Source organism: Shinella sp. AETb1-6 (assembly GCF_009826875.1).
Classification (GTDB): domain Bacteria; phylum Pseudomonadota; class Alphaproteobacteria; order Rhizobiales; family Rhizobiaceae; genus Shinella; species Shinella sumterensis.
Window position 1 is genome coordinate 413,775 of sequence record NZ_WUMM01000002.1, and the last position, 17,578, is coordinate 431,352.

Genomic DNA, 17,578 nt, shown 5'->3' on the forward strand with positions numbered 1-17,578 from the left:
TCACCTTGAAAGTGACAGGCCGCCGTCACGCCTTGGTGACGTGGTACTCCTTGATGGCGACCATCTTGATAGCGGGGTAACGTTCCGCCTCGTAGCGCAGCGAAAAGCTGTCCTGCGCAAGGAAGACCGGATCGCCATCGAGGTCGCGGGCGATATCGCCGCGGCGCTGGGTGACGAACTTGTCGAGTTCGGCCGCATTGTCGGAGGAAATCCAGCGGCAGACGGAGAAGCGCGACATTTCGAAGGATACCGGCAGGCCGTATTCCTGCTGCAGGCGCTCCTTGAGAACGTCGAGCTGCAGCGCGCCGACGACACCGACGATGGCCGGCGTGCCGTCTTCCGGCGAGAAGAGCTGCACGACGCCCTCTTCCGCCATCTGCTGCAACGCTTCCTTCAGCTTCTTGGCCTTCATCGCGTCTTCAAGCCGCACGCGGCGCAGGATTTCCGGCGCGAAGTTCGGCACGCCTTCGAACACCAGCGCCTCGCCTTCCGTCAGCGTATCGCCGATGCGCAGCGTCCCGTGGTTGGGAATGCCCACCACGTCGCCGGCATAGGCCGTATCGGCGAGCTGGCGCTGCGAGGCGAAGAAGAACTGCGGCGCCGAGAGGCCGATCTGCTTGCCGGTGCGGGCAAGGCGGACCTTCATGCCGCGCTCCAGCATGCCGGAGCAGACACGGGCAAAGGCGATGCGGTCGCGGTGGTTCGGATCCATATTGGCCTGGATCTTGAAGACGAAGGCCGTCATCTTGTCTTCGGCGGCGTGGACCTTGCGCACATCCGCCACCTGGTCGCGCGGCGGCGGCGCGAAGGCGCCGAGCGCGTTGATGAGATCGCGCACCCCGAAATTGCGCAGCGCCGAACCGAAGAAGACCGGCGTCATGTGGCCTTCGAGGAAGGCTTCGCGGTCGAACGGGCGGCAGGCCTCGCGCGCCAGTTCCATCTCGTCGATGAAGGCCTGGCGCTCGTTTTCCGGCAGGTGTTTGGCGACTTCGGCGGCATCGTCCATCTTCGTCGGCTGGACCTGCGTGTCCGAGCCGCGGAAGGTGCGATCGGCCAGATGGTAGGAGCCGCAGAAGGTCTTGGAGCGGCCGACCGGCCAGGTGACCGGTGCGGTGTCCAGCGCCAGCTTCTCTTCCACCTCGTCGAGGATCTCGAAGGGATCGCGGCTCTCACGGTCCATCTTGTTGACGAAGGTGATGATCGGGATATCGCGCAGGCGGCAGACCTCGAACAGCTTCAACGTCCGCGGCTCGATACCCTTGGCGGCGTCGATGACCATCACGGCCGCATCCACCGCCGTCAGCGTGCGGTAGGTGTCGTCGGCGAAGTCCTCGTGGCCGGGCGTATCGAGAATGTTGAAGACGTTGCCGTCATATTCGAAGGTCATGACCGAGGTCACGACCGAGATGCCGCGCTCGCGCTCGATCTTCATCCAGTCCGAACGGGTCTGGATGCGGTCCTTCTTCGCCTTCACTTCGCCGGCGAGCTGGATGGCGCCGCCGAACAGCAGCAGCTTTTCGGTGAGCGTTGTTTTACCGGCGTCCGGGTGCGCGATGATCGCGAAGGTGCGGCGGCGGGAGACCGCCTCGGCAAGGGTTTCGGCCATGTTCAAGCAATATCCTGTGAGTTGGCGCGGTCTTTACAGGCTCCGCCGCGAAGATGCAATTGACGGCCCGCGCCTGCGGCCGGCTTATGGGTTCCATGAACGCACACGCCCCCGCCAAGCCCACACTCTCCCTCGTTCGCCTGCCCAACGGCGCGGATATCGAGCTTCCCGCCTACGAGACGACGGGCGCCGCCGGCATGGATTTGCGCGCGGCGGTGGATGCCGACGCGCCGCTTATGCTTGCGCCGGGAAAACGCGTGCTCGTGCCGACCGGCTTCATCTTCGAAATCCCGCATGGCTACGAGGCCCAGATCCGGCCGCGCTCCGGCCTCGCCTTCAAGCACGGCGTCACCTGCCTCAACACGCCCGGCACCATCGACAGCGATTATCGCGGCGAAGTGAAGGTGTTGCTCGTCAATCTCGGCGAGGAGGCCTTCACCATCGAACGCGGCATGCGCATCGCCCAGATGATCATCGCGCCCGTGACGCAGGTCGCCGTGCGCGAGGCCGTGGAGGCAAGCGAAACCGCGCGTGGCGCCGGCGGCTTCGGCTCCACCGGCGTGCGGTGATGTCATCCGGCAAGGCGGGCCTCATCTTCCGCGCGCATTACATCGACGACCGCGCGGCCTGGCAGGGCCTCTGCGACCTGCTCCGGGACATCTTCGAGATCGACATCTCGGGCCTCGACCAGCTGGGCGGACCGGACCCGACCAGCGCGCCCTTCGGCTTCTTTGACGCCGACGGCGCCTGCATCGCCAACATCACCGCCTTCGCCATGCCGCTCGTCATCGACGGCGTCTTCGTGCGCGCGGCAGGCCTGCAATCCGGCGCAGTCCGGCCGAGCCATCGCGGCCGCGGGCTCTACCGCGCCGTCATGGAGGCGGCGCTCGATCATTGCGACGCCGAGGGTTTCGAGGCGGTCGTGCTGCTGACCGACAAGCCGGCGCTCTACGAGAAACACGGCTTTCGCCCGCTCCCGCAGCACCGCTTCGCCGGCGTGCCTCCCACGGACGGGCAGGCGTTCGCGACCCGCCGGCTTCACCTCGCGAACGAGGCGGACCTGACGCTGCTCAGCCGTCTGCTCGATGGCCGCGCACCCGTCTCCGACCGCTTCGCGCCGCTCCGGCAGAAGGAAATGTTCCTGTTCAACGCATCGCTGATGCCGGATCTCAAGCTCGACCTCCTGGGAGACGCCGGCGCGGTCGTCGCCTGGCAGGCGGATGGCGAAGGCAATGTCGATATCCTCGACATCGTCGGCACGCGCATGCCCGCCCTCGCGGATATTCTGGCGAGCCTCGATGTCACGCCGCAGCGCGTGACCGTGCATTTCGCGCCCGATCATCTGGCGTGGGATGGCGAGGCGACTGCCGACGACGGCGAGATGGTCTTCATGCTGCGCGGCCCGGACGATCTTCAGCCCGCCCTGCCCTTCGCCCTGCCGCCGATGGCCGCGTTCTGATCAGCGGCGCGCTTCGGTCGCCATGCGCAGGGCGAGCCCGGCCAGCACCGTGCCCATCAGCCAGCGCTGCACGAGTGTCCAGCGCGGGCGCGCTGAAAGGAGGGCCGCGACGGAGCCGGCCGAAACGGCGATCAGCGCGTTGACGCTGACGCTGATGACCACCTGCACCCCGCCCAGCACCAGCGATTGCAGGAGAACGTTCCCCTTTGCGGGATCGATGAACTGCGGCAGAAGCGAAAGATAGAGCATCGCGATCTTCGGGTTCAGGAGATTGGTCAGAAACCCCATGAAGAAGAGCCTGCGGTTGCTGTCGCGCGGCAGCGCCTTCACCTCGAAGGCCGAGCGGCCGCCCGGGCGCAGCGCCTGCCAGGCAAGCCAGGCGAGATAGAGCGCGCCGGCTAGCCGCAACGCATCATAGGCAAAGGGCACCGCCATCAGGAACGCGGTGATGCCGAGCGCAGCCGACAAGACATAGAAGACGAAGCCAAGCGCGACACCGCCGAGCGAGACGAGACCGGCCGCCGGCCCCTGGCAGATCGAGCGGGAGACGAGATAGATCATGTTCGGCCCCGGCGTCAGCACCATGCCGAGCGCGATGAGGGCGAAGGCGGCAAGGCTTGTCGGGTCGGGCACGGACGTTTCTCCCTGATGCGCCCCTAAAGCCTACGCCGCGGCTGCGGCCATCGCAAGGAGGGCCCTTGTCCCGGTGACAAGTGCCGCCGCCGGCCGTGGCCCGCCGTTGACGCGAATGCAGGCACCGCGATACCGCCTTGCCCGGGCCGAATGAACCGGTCCCGCCGGCTTTCACGCGCCGTTTTCGCGCGTTCAGATGACGGATCAGCGCGCGCGCGACCCATTGCCGGAAAACGGCGTCGGGCGTAAGAGGAGCCGATCAAGGAGCCCTCCATGTCGCTTGCCGTTCTTCTCGCCTATTCCGGCGCGCTCTTCATCGCCGCCATCATTCCCGGCCCCGGCATCACGGCCATCGTGGCGCGTGCGCTCGGTTCCGGTTTCCGGCCGACCTTCTTCATGGGGCTCGGGCTCATCCTCGGCGACATGGTCTATCTGACGGCCGTCATCCTCGGTCTCGCCTTCATCGCGCAGACCTTCACCACGGCCTTCATGGTCATCAAGATCGCCGGTGCGCTCTATCTCGGCTATATCGCCTGGAAGCTGTGGACCACCGGGCTCCTGCCGCAGGATATCGAGGCCCGCCGCACCACGAGCAACGGCGCGGCCTTCCTTTCCGGCCTGCTCGTGACGCTCGGCAATCCCAAGACGATGCTGTTCTACGTGGCGCTCGTGCCGACGCTCGTCGACCTCAACGCCGTCGGCCTTGCGGACTACGGCCTGCTGCTGGCCGCGACCTTCGTCGTGCTTCTCGCCGTGCTCATTCCCTATATCGCGCTCGCCTCGCGCGCCCGGCTGCTTCTCAGGCAGCCCAAGGCCCTGCAAAGGCTGAACCGCGTCGCCGCGAGCGTTCTTGCCGGCACGGCGGCCTATATCGCGACGAGGGCGGCCTGACGGGAGCGGGCTTTCGCAGCGGAACGACCCGATTATTCCACAACCGGCGCTTTTGCCGCGAAATCCGGACTCGTCTAAAGGCCCATTCCCTCCTACATTCCCGTCAACGAGAACCAGGAGGTACCCGATGAGCGACACCCGCAAACCCGGCCGCGGCCGCGTCTATGCATCCATCACCGAGACGATCGGCGACACACCCCTTGTGCGGCTCGACAAGTTCGCCAAGGCAAACGGCGTCGTCGCCCATCTTCTCGGCAAGCTCGAATTCTTCAATCCGATCGCCTCGGTGAAGGACCGTATCGGCGTGGCGATGATCGAATCGCTGGAAGCGCAGGGCAAGATCACGCCCGGCCAGTCGACGCTGGTCGAGCCGACATCGGGCAATACCGGCATCGCGCTGGCCTTCGCGGCGGCCGCCAAGGGCTATCGTCTCATCCTCACCATGCCCGAGACCATGTCGGTCGAGCGCCGCAAGATGCTCGCCCTGCTCGGCGCCGAGCTCGTGCTGACCGAGGGGCCCAAGGGCATGAAGGGCGCCATCGCCATGGCCGAGGAGCTGGCGAGCACCATTCCCGGCGCCGTCATCCCGCAACAGTTCGAGAACCCGGCCAACCCGGACATCCACCGCAAGACGACGGCCGAGGAAATCTGGAACGACACCGACGGCGCCGTCGACATCCTCGTGTCCGGCATCGGCACCGGCGGCACGATCACCGGTGTCGGCCAGGTGCTGAAAGCCAGGAAGCCCGGCTTCAAGGTCGTCGCCGTCGAGCCGGCCGACAGCCCGGTGCTATCAGGCGGCAATCCCGGCCCGCACAAGATCCAGGGCATCGGCGCGGGCTTCGCCCCCGCGATCCTCGACAAATCGGTCTACGACGAGGTCGTGACCGTGACCAATGACGAGGCCTTCCAGAATGCCCGCCTGGTGGCGCGCCTCGAAGGCGTTCCGGTCGGCATCTCCTCGGGTGCGGCTCTTACGGCCGCCGTCAAGGTGGGCAGCCGCCCGGAAAATGCTGGCAAGACGATCGTCGTCATCATCCCGTCCTTTGCGGAACGCTATCTCTCGACCGCGCTCTTCGAAGGCCTCGCCTGACAGAGGATGGGCCCGCCGCCACAACCGCGGTGGGCCTTCCGCAACAGGCGGGCTCTGCCATGCTCCACCATCTTTCCCTCGGCGTTCACAGCCTGGACCGGGCCGTCGTGTTCTACGACGCCGCGATGGCGGCGCTCGGCTATGCACGCGTCTGGTCCGACATCCGGCCGGGTGAGCCCGGACAGGCTGTGGGCTACGGTCTCGCGGACGGTGGCGATAAGCTCGCCATCAAGGAACTTGGCGTCGCTGCGCATCCTCCCGGGCCGGGCTTCCACATCGCCTTCGCCGCGTCGAGCCGCGCGGCCGTGGACCGCTTCCACGCCGCCGCACTGGCGGCCGGCGGCACCGACAACGGCGCACCTGGGCTTCGGGCGCAGTATGGCCCGGACTATTATGCCGCCTTCGTCATCGACCCGGACGGGCACCGGATCGAAGCCGTCTTCAAGGGGCCGGCGTGACGCCACGGCACGCCGCATGACCCGCTCGATATCGCGTGCCATCTCCCGTTCACGCCGCCAGTCGCGGGCCCGGCGCTAGAGCATTTCCGGTGAACTCCGGTTCACCGGAAATGCTCCAGATTCCTGTTTTTGCCGCATTATCCGACGCCGAAGCGACTTCGCTTCGGCTGGAAATGCTTTAGGCCGCGACCATCCGCTCTCCCACGATGCGATAGGAAATGGCTTCCGCCAGATGGATCCGTCCGACGATCGCGGCTTCGTCGAGATCGGCCAGCGTGCGGGCGACCTTGAGCACACGATGATAGCCACGCGCGGAAAACCGCATCTTCTCCGCCGCATCCCGCAACAGCTGGAGGCCCGCCGGATCGGGCTCGGCCATGCGTTCGACGAGGGCGGTGGAGGCGCGGGCATTGCTCGTCACCCGGGGCATGCCCAGACGGGCGAACCGGTCGACCTGCAGGGCGCGCGCGGTCGCGACGCGCCGGGCAACCGCCTCGCTCGGCTCGGTGGCCACGGGGCGGATGAGATCGCTCGCCGACACCGCGGGCACGTCGATACGGATATCGATGCGGTCCATGAACGGGCCGGAAACGCGGGCCTGATACTCGCTCATGCAGCGCGGCCCGCGCGCGCAGCTGCGTCCCGGCTCGCCCGCCATGCCGCAGCGGCAGGGATTCATCGCCGCGACGAGCTGGAAGGCCGCGGGATAGCTGACGCGGTGGTTGGCCCGCGCGATGATGCATTCGCCCGTCTCCAGCGGCTGGCGCAAGGCATCGAGCGCCTGCGGCGAGAATTCCGGCAGCTCGTCAAGAAACAGCACGCCGTTGTGCGCGAGCGACACCTCACCGGGCCTTGCCCGCGATCCGCCGCCCACAAGGGCCGCCATGGTGGCGGAATGATGCGGCGTGCGGAACGGGCGCCGATCCGACAGGCGTCCTCCGGAAAGCTGGCCGGCGATGGAATGGATCATCGAGACGTCGAGCAGCTCCGCCGGCGAGAGCGGCGGCAGGATGGCGGCCAGCCGCGCGGCGAGCATGGACTTGCCCGAGCCGGGCGGCCCGACCATCAGCAGGTTGTGGTTGCCCGCCGCCGCCACTTCCAGCGCGCGCTTGGCGCTTTCCTGCCCGCGGATATCGGCAAGATCCGGCAGGCCGGCGGCCGCGGCGCGAATGGCCGGCGCCGGGCGCGACAGGACCTGGCTGCCCTTGAAATGATTGGCAAGCGCGATCAGGCTGCGGGGCGCCAGAATATCGAGACCGCCGCCGGCCCAGGCGGCTTCCGCGCCGTTTTCCGCCGGGCAGATCAGGCCCTTGCCCAGGGCGTTGGCCGCCATGGCCGCCGGAAGCGCACCGGCGACCGGCGCGATCGTGCCGTCGAGATTGAGTTCGCCGATGACAAGATAATCATCCAGCGCATCGCCCGGCACCGCCCCGAGCGCCGTCATCAGGCCGAGCGCAATGGCGAGGTCGTAGTGGCTGCCTTCCTTGGGCAGGTCGGCCGGGGCAAGGTTGATCGTGACCCGCTTGGGCGGCAGCGAGAGGCCGGAGGCGTGCAGAGCGGCCTGCACCCGCTCGCGGCTTTCGGCGACCGCCTTGTCGGCGAGGCCGACGATCTGCATGCCCACCTTGCCCGGCGCGACCATCACCTGCACATCGACAGGCACGCCCTCGATGCCCTGAAACGCTATTGTCCCGACACGCGCCACCATGATTGCCCCCGCTCGCTCCAGCCGAAAACGGACCATCAACCCGCCCCAGGGTTGCAGCTGCAAATCTGGCATGGAATGTGGAATGAAACAAGAACAATTATAGAACTTCGGCGAGAATTATCCGCGCACCGGTTGCATGCGGTTGTATCAGCGGAACAAAGGCGGGGTGGCGGCGAACCACAGGCCCCGCCGCCGGCGTCAGCGTTTGCTTTCGATGGCGTCCCACAGCAGGGCCGCGATGTCCGCGCCGCCGAACTTCTTCACCTCGCGCAACCCCGTCGGCGAGGTGACGTTGATCTCGGTCATGTAGTCGCCGATGACGTCGATGCCCACGAGCAGGAAGCCGCGCTCGCGCAGCGCAGGGCCGATGCGGGCGCAGATTTCCCTTTCGCGCGCCGTCAGTTCCGTCGGCTCCGGGCGGCCGCCGGCATGCATGTTGGAACGCGCATCATGCTCGGCCGGCACGCGGTTGATCGCACCCACCGGCTCGCCATCGACAAGGATGATGCGCTTGTCGCCCTTGCGAACGTCGGGCAGATATTGCTGGGCGATGAAGGGCTCGCGGAACATCTGGCCGAACATTTCGAGCAGCGACGACAGGTTGCGGTCGTCCTTGGTCGAATGGAAGACACCGGCGCCGCCATTGCCATAGAGCGGCTTGAGGATCATGTCGCCCATCTCGTCGCGGAAGCGGCGGATCTCGGCGGGATCGCGGGTGATCAGGGTCTTGGGCATCAGGTCGGCGAATTCGGTGACGAAGATCTTCTCCGGCGAATTGCGCACCCAGGCCGGGTCATTGACGACGAGCGTCTTCGGATGGATCCGCTCGAGCAGGTGTGTGGAGGTGATATAGGACATGTCGAAGGGCGGATCCTGGCGCAGCAGAACCACGTCCATGGTCGAGAGATCGACGCGCTCGGCCTCGCCCAGCGTATAGTGGTCGCCCTTGACGTCGCGCAGTTCCATCGGCTCGACGCTCGCATAGACCTTCCCGTCCCGCAGGCTCAGCCGGTCGGGCGTGTAGTGAAAGAGCCTGTAGCCGCGGGCCTGCGCCTCGAGGCTCATGGCGAAGGTGGAATCGCCGGCGATGCTGATGGTCGACACATGGTCCATCTGGACCGCGACGTTCTTGATCTTAGCCATGAAAAGTCCCCTCAGGAATGCCGCTCACATTTAGGACGCCCCGGGCGCGAAGACAACGCCGGCCGGAGGCGAAATCCGCGGTGGCGTCGCCCGGACAGACTTCAGGGCTCTTTCCCGTCAGAACGCATCCACGAAATGCCGTGGCAGCCGCCATGGCCGCACCGCGACGATGTCGTAGCGCAGGGAAATACGGTGGGCGTCGGGCTGGCGGGCGAGCCAGACTTCGCTCGCCGCGCGGATGCGGCGCTGGGCCGTGCCGGTCACCGCGAAGACGGCGCTGTCCGCATCGCGGCGCGCCTTGACCTCCACGCAGACCACCAGATCGCCGCGCCGGGCGATGATGTCGATCTCGCCGGCCTTGGTGCGGTAGCGGATCGCGCGGATGCGATAGCCCTTGGCGAGAAGATAGAGCGCGGCGAGATATTCCGAGACGTGCCCGCGGCGGAAGGCCTTGAGCCGGTTCGGATCCGCCGGCCTATCGCGCATCGCCGTCCTTCAGGTCGAGCAGGCGCTGATAGAGATCGCGCCGCGGCAGGCCGGTCTGGCGGGCCGCCTCGGTCGCCGCCTTGCCGGCCGGCATGTCGTGGACAAGCTGTGCGAGCAGGCGGTCGACGTCTTCCGCCTCGGGTGCGGCCGCCTCGCCCGGCGGGCCGATGACCAGCACGATCTCGCCCTTGACCGCGCTGGCCTCGGCATAATGCGCCGCGAGCTCGCCGAGCGTGCCGCGGCGGAATTCCTCGAAGGTCTTGGTCAGTTCGCGGCAGACGCAGGCCGGCCGGCTTTCGCCCAGCACATCGGCCGCGGACACCAGCGTGGCGGCGATGCGATGGGGTGATTCGAAGAAGAGAAGCGTGGCGGGAACGCCGGCAAGCTCGGCCAGCCGGTCGCGCCGGGCCTTGTCCTTCGACGGCAGGAACCCGGCGAAGAAGAAGGCGTCGTTCGGAAGACCCGCGCCGACAAGGGCGGCGAGCGGCGCCGAAGCGCCGGGGATGGGCACGACGCGGTGACCGGCCTCGATGGCGAGCAATGCGAGGCGATAGCCGGGGTCGGAGACGAGCGGCGTGCCGGCATCCGACACCAGCGCGACGGACTTGCCGGCCTCCAGTGCCGCGATCAGGCGCGGGCCGACCTCGTCGGCATTGTATTCGTGATAGGCGTAGGGCCGGTTGACGATGCCGTAGCGGTCGAGCAGCACGCGGGTGACGCGCGTGTCCTCGCAGGCCAGCACATCGGCGCCGGCCAGCGTTTCGAGCGCCCGCAGCGTGATGTCGGAGAGGTTGCCGATGGGCGTCGCCACGAGATAGAGCGCCGGCTCCAGCGGCCGGGCGGGCACCACGGCATTGTGCAGGCGGAACGTCCTGCCGCCTTCGCCCATCCCGCTTGCCACGCTTTCGTCCCGCATCGATCCCACGCCTTTCCGGCCGCGTGAACGGCCGTGCATTCCACCCCTTATGGTCGAGCACCGGCACGCTCGCAAGAGACGACGGTTGACTATCGCGTGTCGCGCACCGTTAGCACTTGCAATCCGTCGCGAAATTCTGCCATTTTGCCCGTCCCATCTTTCCGGCCTGGCCGGAATTTCAAGGCAATGCCGCGCCGGTTTCCGGCGTGCCAGCGGTCGAAAGCGGTACAGTTCATGCGCATTACTCTCGAGCGGTCCAATCTCCTGAAGTCGTTGAACCACGTTCATCGCGTGGTCGAGCGGCGCAACACGATCCCGATCCTCTCGAACGTTCTGCTGCGCTGCGACGGCGCCAGCCTCGACATGAAGGCGACGGACCTCGACCTCGAGATCACCGAGGCGACGCCGGCGCAGGTCGACCAGGCCGGCGCCACGACCGTTCCGGCCCACCTTCTCTACGATATCGTGCGCAAGCTTTCCGACGGTTCGGAAGTCGCGCTCGCCACCAACGCGGACGGCTCTTCGATGACCGTCACGTCGGGCCGCTCGAAATTCTCGCTGCAGTGCCTGCCGCAGTCCGATTTCCCCGATCTCACCGCCGGCAGCTTCTCGCACACGTTCCGCCTCAAGGCGACGGACCTCAAGATGCTGATCGATCGCACGCAGTTCGCGATCTCGACCGAAGAGACCCGCTATTACCTCAACGGCATCTTCATCCACACGATCGAGAGCGAAGGCCAGCTGAAGCTGCGCGCCGTCGCCACCGACGGCCATCGCCTGGCGCGCGCCGACGTGGAAGCGCCTTCGGGCTCCGAGGGCATGCCGGGCATCATCATCCCGCGCAAGACGGTCGGCGAGTTGCAGAAGCTGGTGGACAATCCCGAACTCGTGGTCACCGTCGAGGTGTCGGATGCGAAGATCCGCTTCACCATCGGCTCCATCGTGCTGACCTCCAAGCTGATCGACGGCACGTTCCCGGATTACCAGCGCGTGATCCCGACCAACAACGACAAGGAACTGAAGATCGACTGCCAGTCCTTCGCGCAGGCCGTCGACCGCGTCTCCACCATCTCGTCGGAACGCGGCCGCGCCGTGAAGCTGGCGCTGGCCGAGGGGCAGCTGACGCTCACCGTCAACAACCCGGATTCGGGAAGTGCGACGGAAGAACTGCCCGTCGGCTACGACAACGATCCGCTCGAAATCGGCTTCAACGCGAAGTACCTGCTCGACATCACCGCGCAGCTTTCGGGCTCGGAAGCCGTGTTCATGCTGGCCGATCCGGGCTCGCCGACGCTCGTGCGTGATCTCGCCGGCGACGACGCGCTGTATGTTCTGATGCCGATGCGCGTCTAGGGCCGGTCTCGCGGCGTCGGGAAACCGTTCAGGAACCCGCCGGCCGCCGGCGGGTTCTTTTTTACCCTGCCGCCGCTCGGAAACGCCTGACAGCGACGCAATCAGACTTGTTTTTGACGCAAACCGCGTCGCATATTCGCCGGGCCGATGAGTCGAGGGGGCACAACCCGCCAGCGGCTTGCGGATGAACCATGAAGGGGAACGACATGACGCTGCGCATGAAGGTGAAGGAACGCTTCGGCAAGAAATTCGACGACGAGATCCGTTTCTTCAAGGGCTGGGTGAGCAACACCAAGGCGGTCGGCGCGATCATCCCGACCTCTTCCGTCACCGCCCGGCGGATGGCGAGCGTCGTCAACCCCGCCTCCGGCCTTCCGGTCCTCGAGCTCGGCCCGGGCACCGGCGTCATCACCAAGGCGATCCTCGGCGCGGGCATCGCGCCGGACAAGCTGGTTTCCGTGGAATTCTCGACGGATTTCTACAATCACCTCGTCGAACGCTTCCACGGCGTCAACTTCATCAACGGCGATGCCTTCGATCTCGACAAGACGCTCGGCGATCTCAAGGACATGACCTTCGACAGCGTCATTTCCGCCGTGCCGCTGCTCAATTTCCCCATGCACCGCCGCGTGGAACTGATCGAGGACCTCCTGTCGCGCATCCCGGTCGGCCGGCCCGTCGTGCAGATTTCCTACGGTCCGCTCTCGCCCGTCGTCGCCATGCCGGACCGCTACCAGATCAGCCATCTCGACTTCGTCGTGCGCAACATCCCGCCGGCGCAGCTCTGGACGTACCGCCGCACCCATTGAGGTGTTGCGGTGTTCGCCGTCTACATCACCCATCCGCAGGTTGCCATCGACCCGGCCGTGCCGGTGCCGGACTGGGGCCTTTCCGAAAGGGGCGTGGAAAGGGCGCGGCTTGCGGCCTCCTCCGGCTGGGCGGGAGAGATCGGCCGCTTTGCCGCGAGCACCGAGCGCAAGGCCATCGAGACGGCCGAAATCCTCTCCGCCGGGCGCGTCGCGATCGAGACGGACCACGCCATGGGCGAGAACGACCGTTCCGCCACCGGCTACCTGCCGCCCGACGCCTTCGAGGATGCCGCAAACTGGTTCTTTGCGCATCCCGAGGAGAGCTTCAAAGGCTGGGAGCGGGCGGTGGATGCGCAGGCGCGTATCGTTGCGGCCGTCGAGCGGGCGCTGGCCGGGCACGATCCCTCCGCCCCCATCGCCTTCGTCGGCCATGGCGGGGTCGGCACGCTGCTCAAATGCCACCTCCAGGGCAGGCCGATCGCGCGCGACCGGGACCAGCCTGCCGGAGGCGGCAATCTTTTCGCTTTCCGGCTTGCGGACCGCACCGTCACATGCGACTGGACGGCAATGGAATCTTGGAAAGGGTTTTGACCATGTCCGCGCGCGACCGCCTGATCGTTGGCCTCGATGTACCGACCATCGCGGAGGCGGAACGGGTGGTCAGGACATTGGGCGACACCGCCCTCTTCTACAAGATCGGCTACCAGCTGGTCTTCGCCGGCGGCCTGGAATTCGCCCGCGATCTTGCCAGGGACGGCAAGAAGGTCTTCCTCGACATGAAACTGCTCGACATCGACAACACGGTGGCCAAGGGCGTCGAGAACATCGTGAAGATGGGCATGTCGATGCTGACCCTGCATGCCTATCCGAAGGCGATGGCCGCCGCGGTCGCCGCGGCGAAGGGTTCGGATCTCTGCCTGCTCGGCGTCACCGTGCTCACCTCCATGGATGCCAAGGACGTCATCGACGCCGGCTATGAATACGATCCGCACACGCTGGTGCTGCGCCGCGCCGAACAGGCCCGCGTCGCGGGCATGGGTGGCGTGGTCTGCTCCGCCGAGGAGGCGCGCGCCGTGCGCAAGATCGTCGGCCCCGACATGGCCATCGTCACGCCCGGCATCCGCCCGGCCGGCGCCGAGCCTGGCGACCAGAAGCGCGTGATGACGCCCGCCGATGCCTTGAAGGCCGGCTCCAGCCATCTCGTCGTCGCCCGCCCCATCGTCAAGGCCGCCGATCCGCTCGCCGCCGCCAAGGCGATCCTCGCCGAGATGGACGGCGCGCTGGCGGCGTGAAATAACGGACAGGCGGCCCCCTCATCCGACCCTTCGGGCCACCTTCTCCCCGAGGGGAGAAGGGAAGCGAGACGTCGGCGGCAATGCCCTTCTCCCTGCGAGGAGAAGGAAGGGTGGCGACCTCTCATTTGTCCCCTTCTCCCCTCGGGGAGAAGGTGCCGGCAGGCGGATGAGGGGGCGGCCGGGCTTCAACGATCAAAAGGGAGAAAACCATGGCGAAGGGTTACTGGATTGCACGGGTCGATGTGCGCGATGCCGAGCGCTACAAGGATTACGTCGCCGCCGCCAAGCCGGCCTTCGAGAAATACGGCGCCAATTTCCTGGCCCGCGGCGGCGCTTTCGAGCCGCTGGAAGGCCAGGTGCGCGCCCGCAACGTGGTGATCGAGTTCCCCTCGCTCCAGGCCGCCGTCGACTGCTACAATTCGCCCGAATACCAGATCGCCGCCGCCATCCGGCAGGAAGTGGCGGACGCGGAGATGGTCGTCGTCGAGGGCATATGAGCATCCGGCGGGCCGACGCCTGAAAAACCGGCGCGCGAGACGCTTCGCCGCGCTTCACCTTGCCGATGCTTTGGGCTATGTAGGCCTCACCTACCGATCCTATTTCTCAGGAGCAGCCTCATGACCTTGTCCAACCTTCCGCCGCTCGTCACCGTCTTCGGCGGCTCGGGCTTCGTCGGGCGTCATGTGGTGCGCGCGCTGGCGCGCCGCGGCTACCGCATCCGCGTCGCCGTGCGCCGTCCCGATCTCGCCGGCTTCCTTCAGCCGATGGGTGGCGTCGGGCAGATTTCCTTCGTCCAGGCGAACCTGCGCTACCGGCAGTCGGTCGACCGCGCCGTGGCGGGCTCCGACCATGTCATCAACTGCGTCGGCCTGCTCCTGGAAAGCGGCCGCAACACCTTCGATGCGGTGCAGGATTTCGGCGCGCGCGCCGTCGCCGAGGCCACCCGCGCGGCCGGTGCGACGCTGACCCACATCTCCGCCATCGGTGCGGATGAAAAATCCGCCTCCACCTATTCCCGCACCAAGGCGCGCGGCGAGGCTGCCGTGCTGCGCGCGGTTCCGGATGCCGTCATCCTGCGCCCGTCCATCGTCTTCGGTCCCGAGGACGGCTTCTTCAACAAGTTCGCCACCATGGCGCGCTTCTCGCCCGTCCTGCCGTTGATCGGCGGCGGCCACACGAAGCTCCAGCCGGTCTATGTCGCCGATGTCGCCGAAGCCGTCGCACGCTCCGTCGACGGCACGATCGCACGCGGCCGCGTCTATGAGCTGGGCGGCCCGGAGGTCCTGACCTTCCGCCAGTGTCTCGAAACCATGCTGCGCGTGACGGACCGCAAGAACCCCTTCGTCTCGCTTCCCTTCGGCATCGCGTCGCTGATCGGCTCCATCGCCTCGCTGGTGCCCTTCGTGAAGCCGCCGCTCACCTCCGACCAGGTGACGCTGCTGCGCTCCGACAACATCGTCTCGCAGGCCGCCATCAGCGAGGGCCGCACGCTGGAAGCCATCGGCATCGAGCCGGCGCTGGTGGAAGCCATCCTGCCGAGCTACCTCGTTCGCTATCGCCAGCAGGGCCAGTTCACGCGCCTCGACCGCACCGCCTGAGCCTGCCTTTCCCCCATGAAAACGGCCGCCGTGCGAGGTCTCGCGCGGCGGCCGTTGTGTTTGGCGCAAGGGGCTTTGCGGCGGCTGTTGCACTTATGCAGCGGTTAAAAAAAGCGTGGCGGCATTTACGCCGGATTCAGCATGTCGCGATATTGCTTGTGTCAGGGTCAGAGAATAAACACCGCCCCCGTCGCGTCCTGCAGGAAAGCAGTGTGCGGCGTATTTCAGCACCTCGAGAGGCTTTCGGCGCAAATGGGCAAGGCAATTGCAATCTTCTTCGGATTTTCGGCTCTGATCATCGTGGCCGGATCCTTTGCCGCACCCACGACGGTCTCCGCCGGCAAACACGGCTGCACGCCGGCCTATGGCGTCGACCCCTGCACGACCTCGTCGGTCAAGTAAGCTTCGGCCCGTCTGAAGCGACCGGCCGAAGCCGGTCTTTCAACCCCAGATCAGAAGGGCGATCAGGCCCAGCGTTCCCACGATGATCCGCCAGATGGCGAAGATCGTGAAGCCGCGGCGCGACACGAAGTCGAGCAGCGAGCGCACCACGAAGAGGCCCGCGATGAAGGCGGCGATAAAGCCGACGCCGATGATCAGGATGTCGTCGGAGGACAGCGCGTCGCGGTTCTTGTAGAGGTCGAGCGTGAAGGCGCCGAGCATGGTCGGCATCGCCAGGAAGAACGAGAATTCCGCCGCCGAGCGCTTGTCGGTGCCCATCAGCAGCGCGCCGGCAATGGTGGCGCCCGAGCGTGACGTGCCGGGGATCATGGCAAGGCACTGGCAAAGGCCGATCTTGAAGGCGAGCGACGGCGGGTACTTCATCGCATCCGTATAGCGGGGCTGAAGCGGCATGCGGTCGATGACGTAGAGGATGACGCCGCCGATGATCAGCACGATGCAGATCAGCATGGGCGTTTCGAACAGCACCGTCTTGATGAAATCATGCGCGAGCATGCCGATGACGACCGCCGGCAGGAAGGCCACGAGGACGCTGATGACGAAGCGCCGCGCCTCCGGGCTCGACGGCAGCGCGACCGCGACCTTCCAGAGTTTCGCCGCGTAGACGGACAGGATCGCCAGGATCGCGCCGAGCTGGATGAGCACGGCGAAGGTGTTGCCCGGCGACTTGAAGCCGAGGAAATGCCCGGCGAGCAGGATATGGGCGGTCGAAGACACCGGGATGAATTCGGTCAGGCCCTCGATGAGGCCGAGGATGAGGGCGCTGACGATGGACTGGTCTGCCATGAAACTTCCTTGAGTCTTTGGGAGGAAAGGCGAGAAGCGAAAGCGGGCTTGCAGCACGAGGCCCGATTCGCTTGTGTTTGTACCACCAAATTTCTATAGGTTCGTCAAATCCGTGGCCAAATCAGTTCCGCATGAGTCGGCGGGCCCGGCGCATTCCTTTCCGCACGATGAGTAAAAGCCGCGTTCATGCCAACACTCTATCATCACCCGATGTCTGCCGCCTCCCGCTTCGTCCGCCTCATCCTTGCGGAATACGGGTTCCAGACGGAGCTCGCCGAGGAGCAACCCTGGGAGAACCGGCGCGACTTCCTGGCGCTCAACCCGGCCGGCACGCTTCCCGTCTATGTCGATGACAGCATGCGCGCGCTCTGTGGCGCCAGCATCATCTCGGAATATCTCGACGAGACCCATGGCGTCCTGAAGCGCGACCGCCGCCTGCTGGCGGAAGACCCTTTCCAGCGCGCGGAGATCCGCCGCCTGACGGAATGGTTCCTGCAGAAGATGGAGCAGGACGTCACGCGTCCCCTGGTGCGCGAGCGCATCTTCAAGCTCCAGATGACATCGGACCAGGGCGGCGGGCCGCCCGACAGCAAGATCCTGCGCAACTCGCGCGCCAATATCCGCCAGCACATGAAATACCTGTCCTGGCTGGCCGGCTCGCGCACCTATCTGGCCGGCGACCGTCTCTCCTATGCCGATCTTGCCGCCGCGGCCTGTCTTTCGGTTCTCGACTATATGGGCGAGATCAACTGGACCGAGGCGCCGCAGGCCAAGGACTGGTACCAGCGGCTGAAATCGCGCCCCTCCTTCCGGCCGCTGCTGGCCGAGCGCGTGCGCGGGGTCACGCCGGTCTCGCATTACGCGGACCTGGATTTCTGAGGA

Annotated in this window: 20 protein-coding genes; 13 read left to right on the plus strand and 7 right to left on the minus strand. The window is 66.4% G+C overall.

Annotated features, from left to right (window positions below; genetic code table 11):
- Positions 1-25 precede the first annotated feature (25 nt).
- Positions 26-1,606, minus strand: a complete 1,581-nt coding sequence (locus GR158_RS05300; RefSeq protein WP_134648100.1) for a peptide chain release factor 3 — start codon at positions 1,604-1,606, stop codon at positions 26-28.
- A gap of 95 nt (positions 1,607-1,701) precedes the next feature.
- Between GR158_RS05300 and dut the strand changes: the two genes are divergently transcribed.
- On the plus strand, positions 1,702-2,175 hold the full coding sequence (dut, locus tag GR158_RS05305) for a dUTP diphosphatase (RefSeq protein WP_160870232.1): 474 nt from the start codon (positions 1,702-1,704) through the stop codon (positions 2,173-2,175).
- Positions 2,175-3,065: a GNAT family N-acetyltransferase gene (locus tag GR158_RS05310; RefSeq protein ID WP_160870233.1), complete on the plus strand. Its 891-nt coding sequence runs from the start codon at positions 2,175-2,177 to the stop codon at positions 3,063-3,065. The genes dut and GR158_RS05310 overlap by 1 nt, the downstream gene beginning before the upstream one ends.
- On the opposite strand, the gene GR158_RS05315 is transcribed toward GR158_RS05310, so the two are convergent.
- Positions 3,066-3,650, minus strand: a complete 585-nt coding sequence (locus tag GR158_RS05315) for a LysE family translocator (protein WP_202402163.1) — start codon at positions 3,648-3,650, stop codon at positions 3,066-3,068.
- A 321-nt stretch (positions 3,651-3,971) separates the two neighbouring features.
- Between GR158_RS05315 and GR158_RS05320 the strand changes: the two genes are divergently transcribed.
- From GR158_RS05320 to GR158_RS05330, 3 genes are all read left to right on the plus strand, one after another.
- Positions 3,972-4,589 (plus strand): LysE family translocator, encoded by a 618-nt coding sequence (locus tag GR158_RS05320; RefSeq protein ID WP_160870235.1) that lies wholly within the window; start codon positions 3,972-3,974, stop codon positions 4,587-4,589.
- A 127-nt stretch (positions 4,590-4,716) separates the two neighbouring features.
- Entirely contained in the window at positions 4,717-5,682 is a 966-nt protein-coding gene (gene cysK / locus GR158_RS05325; RefSeq protein ID WP_160870236.1) for a cysteine synthase A, read from the plus strand.
- Between the two features lie 59 nt (positions 5,683-5,741).
- Complete coding sequence (locus GR158_RS05330) at positions 5,742-6,140, plus strand: VOC family protein (RefSeq protein ID WP_160870237.1); 399 nt, start codon at positions 5,742-5,744, stop codon at positions 6,138-6,140.
- A 178-nt stretch (positions 6,141-6,318) separates the two neighbouring features.
- Here GR158_RS05330 and GR158_RS05335 read toward each other — a convergent pair whose 3' ends face one another.
- The 4 genes from GR158_RS05335 to rsmI form a co-directional block, all read right to left on the minus strand.
- Positions 6,319-7,848 carry a YifB family Mg chelatase-like AAA ATPase gene (locus tag GR158_RS05335; protein ID WP_160870295.1) on the minus strand — a complete coding sequence of 510 codons (1,530 nt, stop codon included), beginning with the start codon at positions 7,846-7,848 and terminating at the stop codon, positions 6,319-6,321.
- 198 nt (positions 7,849-8,046) lie between these two features.
- Positions 8,047-8,991 carry a glutathione synthase gene (gshB, locus tag GR158_RS05340; RefSeq protein WP_160870238.1) on the minus strand — a complete coding sequence of 315 codons (945 nt, stop codon included), beginning with the start codon at positions 8,989-8,991 and terminating at the stop codon, positions 8,047-8,049.
- Positions 8,992-9,108: 117 nt separating this feature from the next.
- Positions 9,109-9,477, minus strand: a complete 369-nt coding sequence (locus GR158_RS05345; protein ID WP_134648116.1) for a YraN family protein — start codon at positions 9,475-9,477, stop codon at positions 9,109-9,111.
- Positions 9,467-10,366, minus strand: a complete 900-nt coding sequence (rsmI, locus tag GR158_RS05350) for a 16S rRNA (cytidine(1402)-2'-O)-methyltransferase (RefSeq protein WP_160870296.1) — start codon at positions 10,364-10,366, stop codon at positions 9,467-9,469. Before rsmI ends, GR158_RS05345 begins: the two co-directional genes overlap by 11 nt.
- 261 nt (positions 10,367-10,627) lie before the next feature.
- Between rsmI and dnaN the strand changes: the two genes are divergently transcribed.
- From dnaN to GR158_RS25075, 7 genes are all read left to right on the plus strand, one after another.
- Complete coding sequence (dnaN, locus tag GR158_RS05355; protein ID WP_160870239.1) at positions 10,628-11,746, plus strand: DNA polymerase III subunit beta; 1,119 nt, start codon at positions 10,628-10,630, stop codon at positions 11,744-11,746.
- A 206-nt stretch (positions 11,747-11,952) separates the two neighbouring features.
- The gene (gene pmtA, locus GR158_RS05360) at positions 11,953-12,555 is read left to right on the plus strand and encodes a phospholipid N-methyltransferase PmtA (RefSeq protein WP_160870297.1); all 603 of its coding nucleotides are present in this window, start codon (positions 11,953-11,955) and stop codon (positions 12,553-12,555) included.
- Positions 12,556-12,564: 9 nt separating this feature from the next.
- Positions 12,565-13,146, plus strand: coding sequence for a histidine phosphatase family protein (locus GR158_RS05365; RefSeq protein WP_160870240.1), 582 nt, complete (start codon positions 12,565-12,567; stop codon positions 13,144-13,146).
- A gap of 2 nt (positions 13,147-13,148) precedes the next feature.
- Complete coding sequence (pyrF, locus tag GR158_RS05370; protein WP_160870241.1) at positions 13,149-13,847, plus strand: orotidine-5'-phosphate decarboxylase; 699 nt, start codon at positions 13,149-13,151, stop codon at positions 13,845-13,847.
- 212 nt (positions 13,848-14,059) lie between these two features.
- On the plus strand, positions 14,060-14,347 hold the full coding sequence (locus GR158_RS05375; RefSeq protein WP_134648124.1) for a DUF1330 domain-containing protein: 288 nt from the start codon (positions 14,060-14,062) through the stop codon (positions 14,345-14,347).
- A gap of 120 nt (positions 14,348-14,467) precedes the next feature.
- The gene (locus tag GR158_RS05380; protein WP_160870242.1) at positions 14,468-15,448 is read left to right on the plus strand and encodes a complex I NDUFA9 subunit family protein; all 981 of its coding nucleotides are present in this window, start codon (positions 14,468-14,470) and stop codon (positions 15,446-15,448) included.
- A gap of 252 nt (positions 15,449-15,700) precedes the next feature.
- A complete protein-coding gene (locus GR158_RS25075) occupies positions 15,701-15,850 on the plus strand; it encodes a hypothetical protein (protein WP_167718928.1) in 150 nt (49 codons plus the stop codon).
- A gap of 39 nt (positions 15,851-15,889) precedes the next feature.
- Here the strand turns inward: GR158_RS25075 and GR158_RS05385 are convergent, their stop codons facing one another.
- Positions 15,890-16,696 (minus strand): undecaprenyl-diphosphate phosphatase, encoded by an 807-nt coding sequence (locus GR158_RS05385; protein ID WP_134648128.1) that lies wholly within the window; start codon positions 16,694-16,696, stop codon positions 15,890-15,892.
- 186 nt (positions 16,697-16,882) lie between these two features.
- Here GR158_RS05385 and GR158_RS05390 point away from each other — a divergent pair, with 186 nt between their 5' ends.
- A complete protein-coding gene (locus GR158_RS05390; RefSeq protein ID WP_134648130.1) occupies positions 16,883-17,575 on the plus strand; it encodes a glutathione S-transferase family protein in 693 nt (230 codons plus the stop codon).
- The last annotated feature ends 3 nt before the right edge of the window (positions 17,576-17,578 follow it).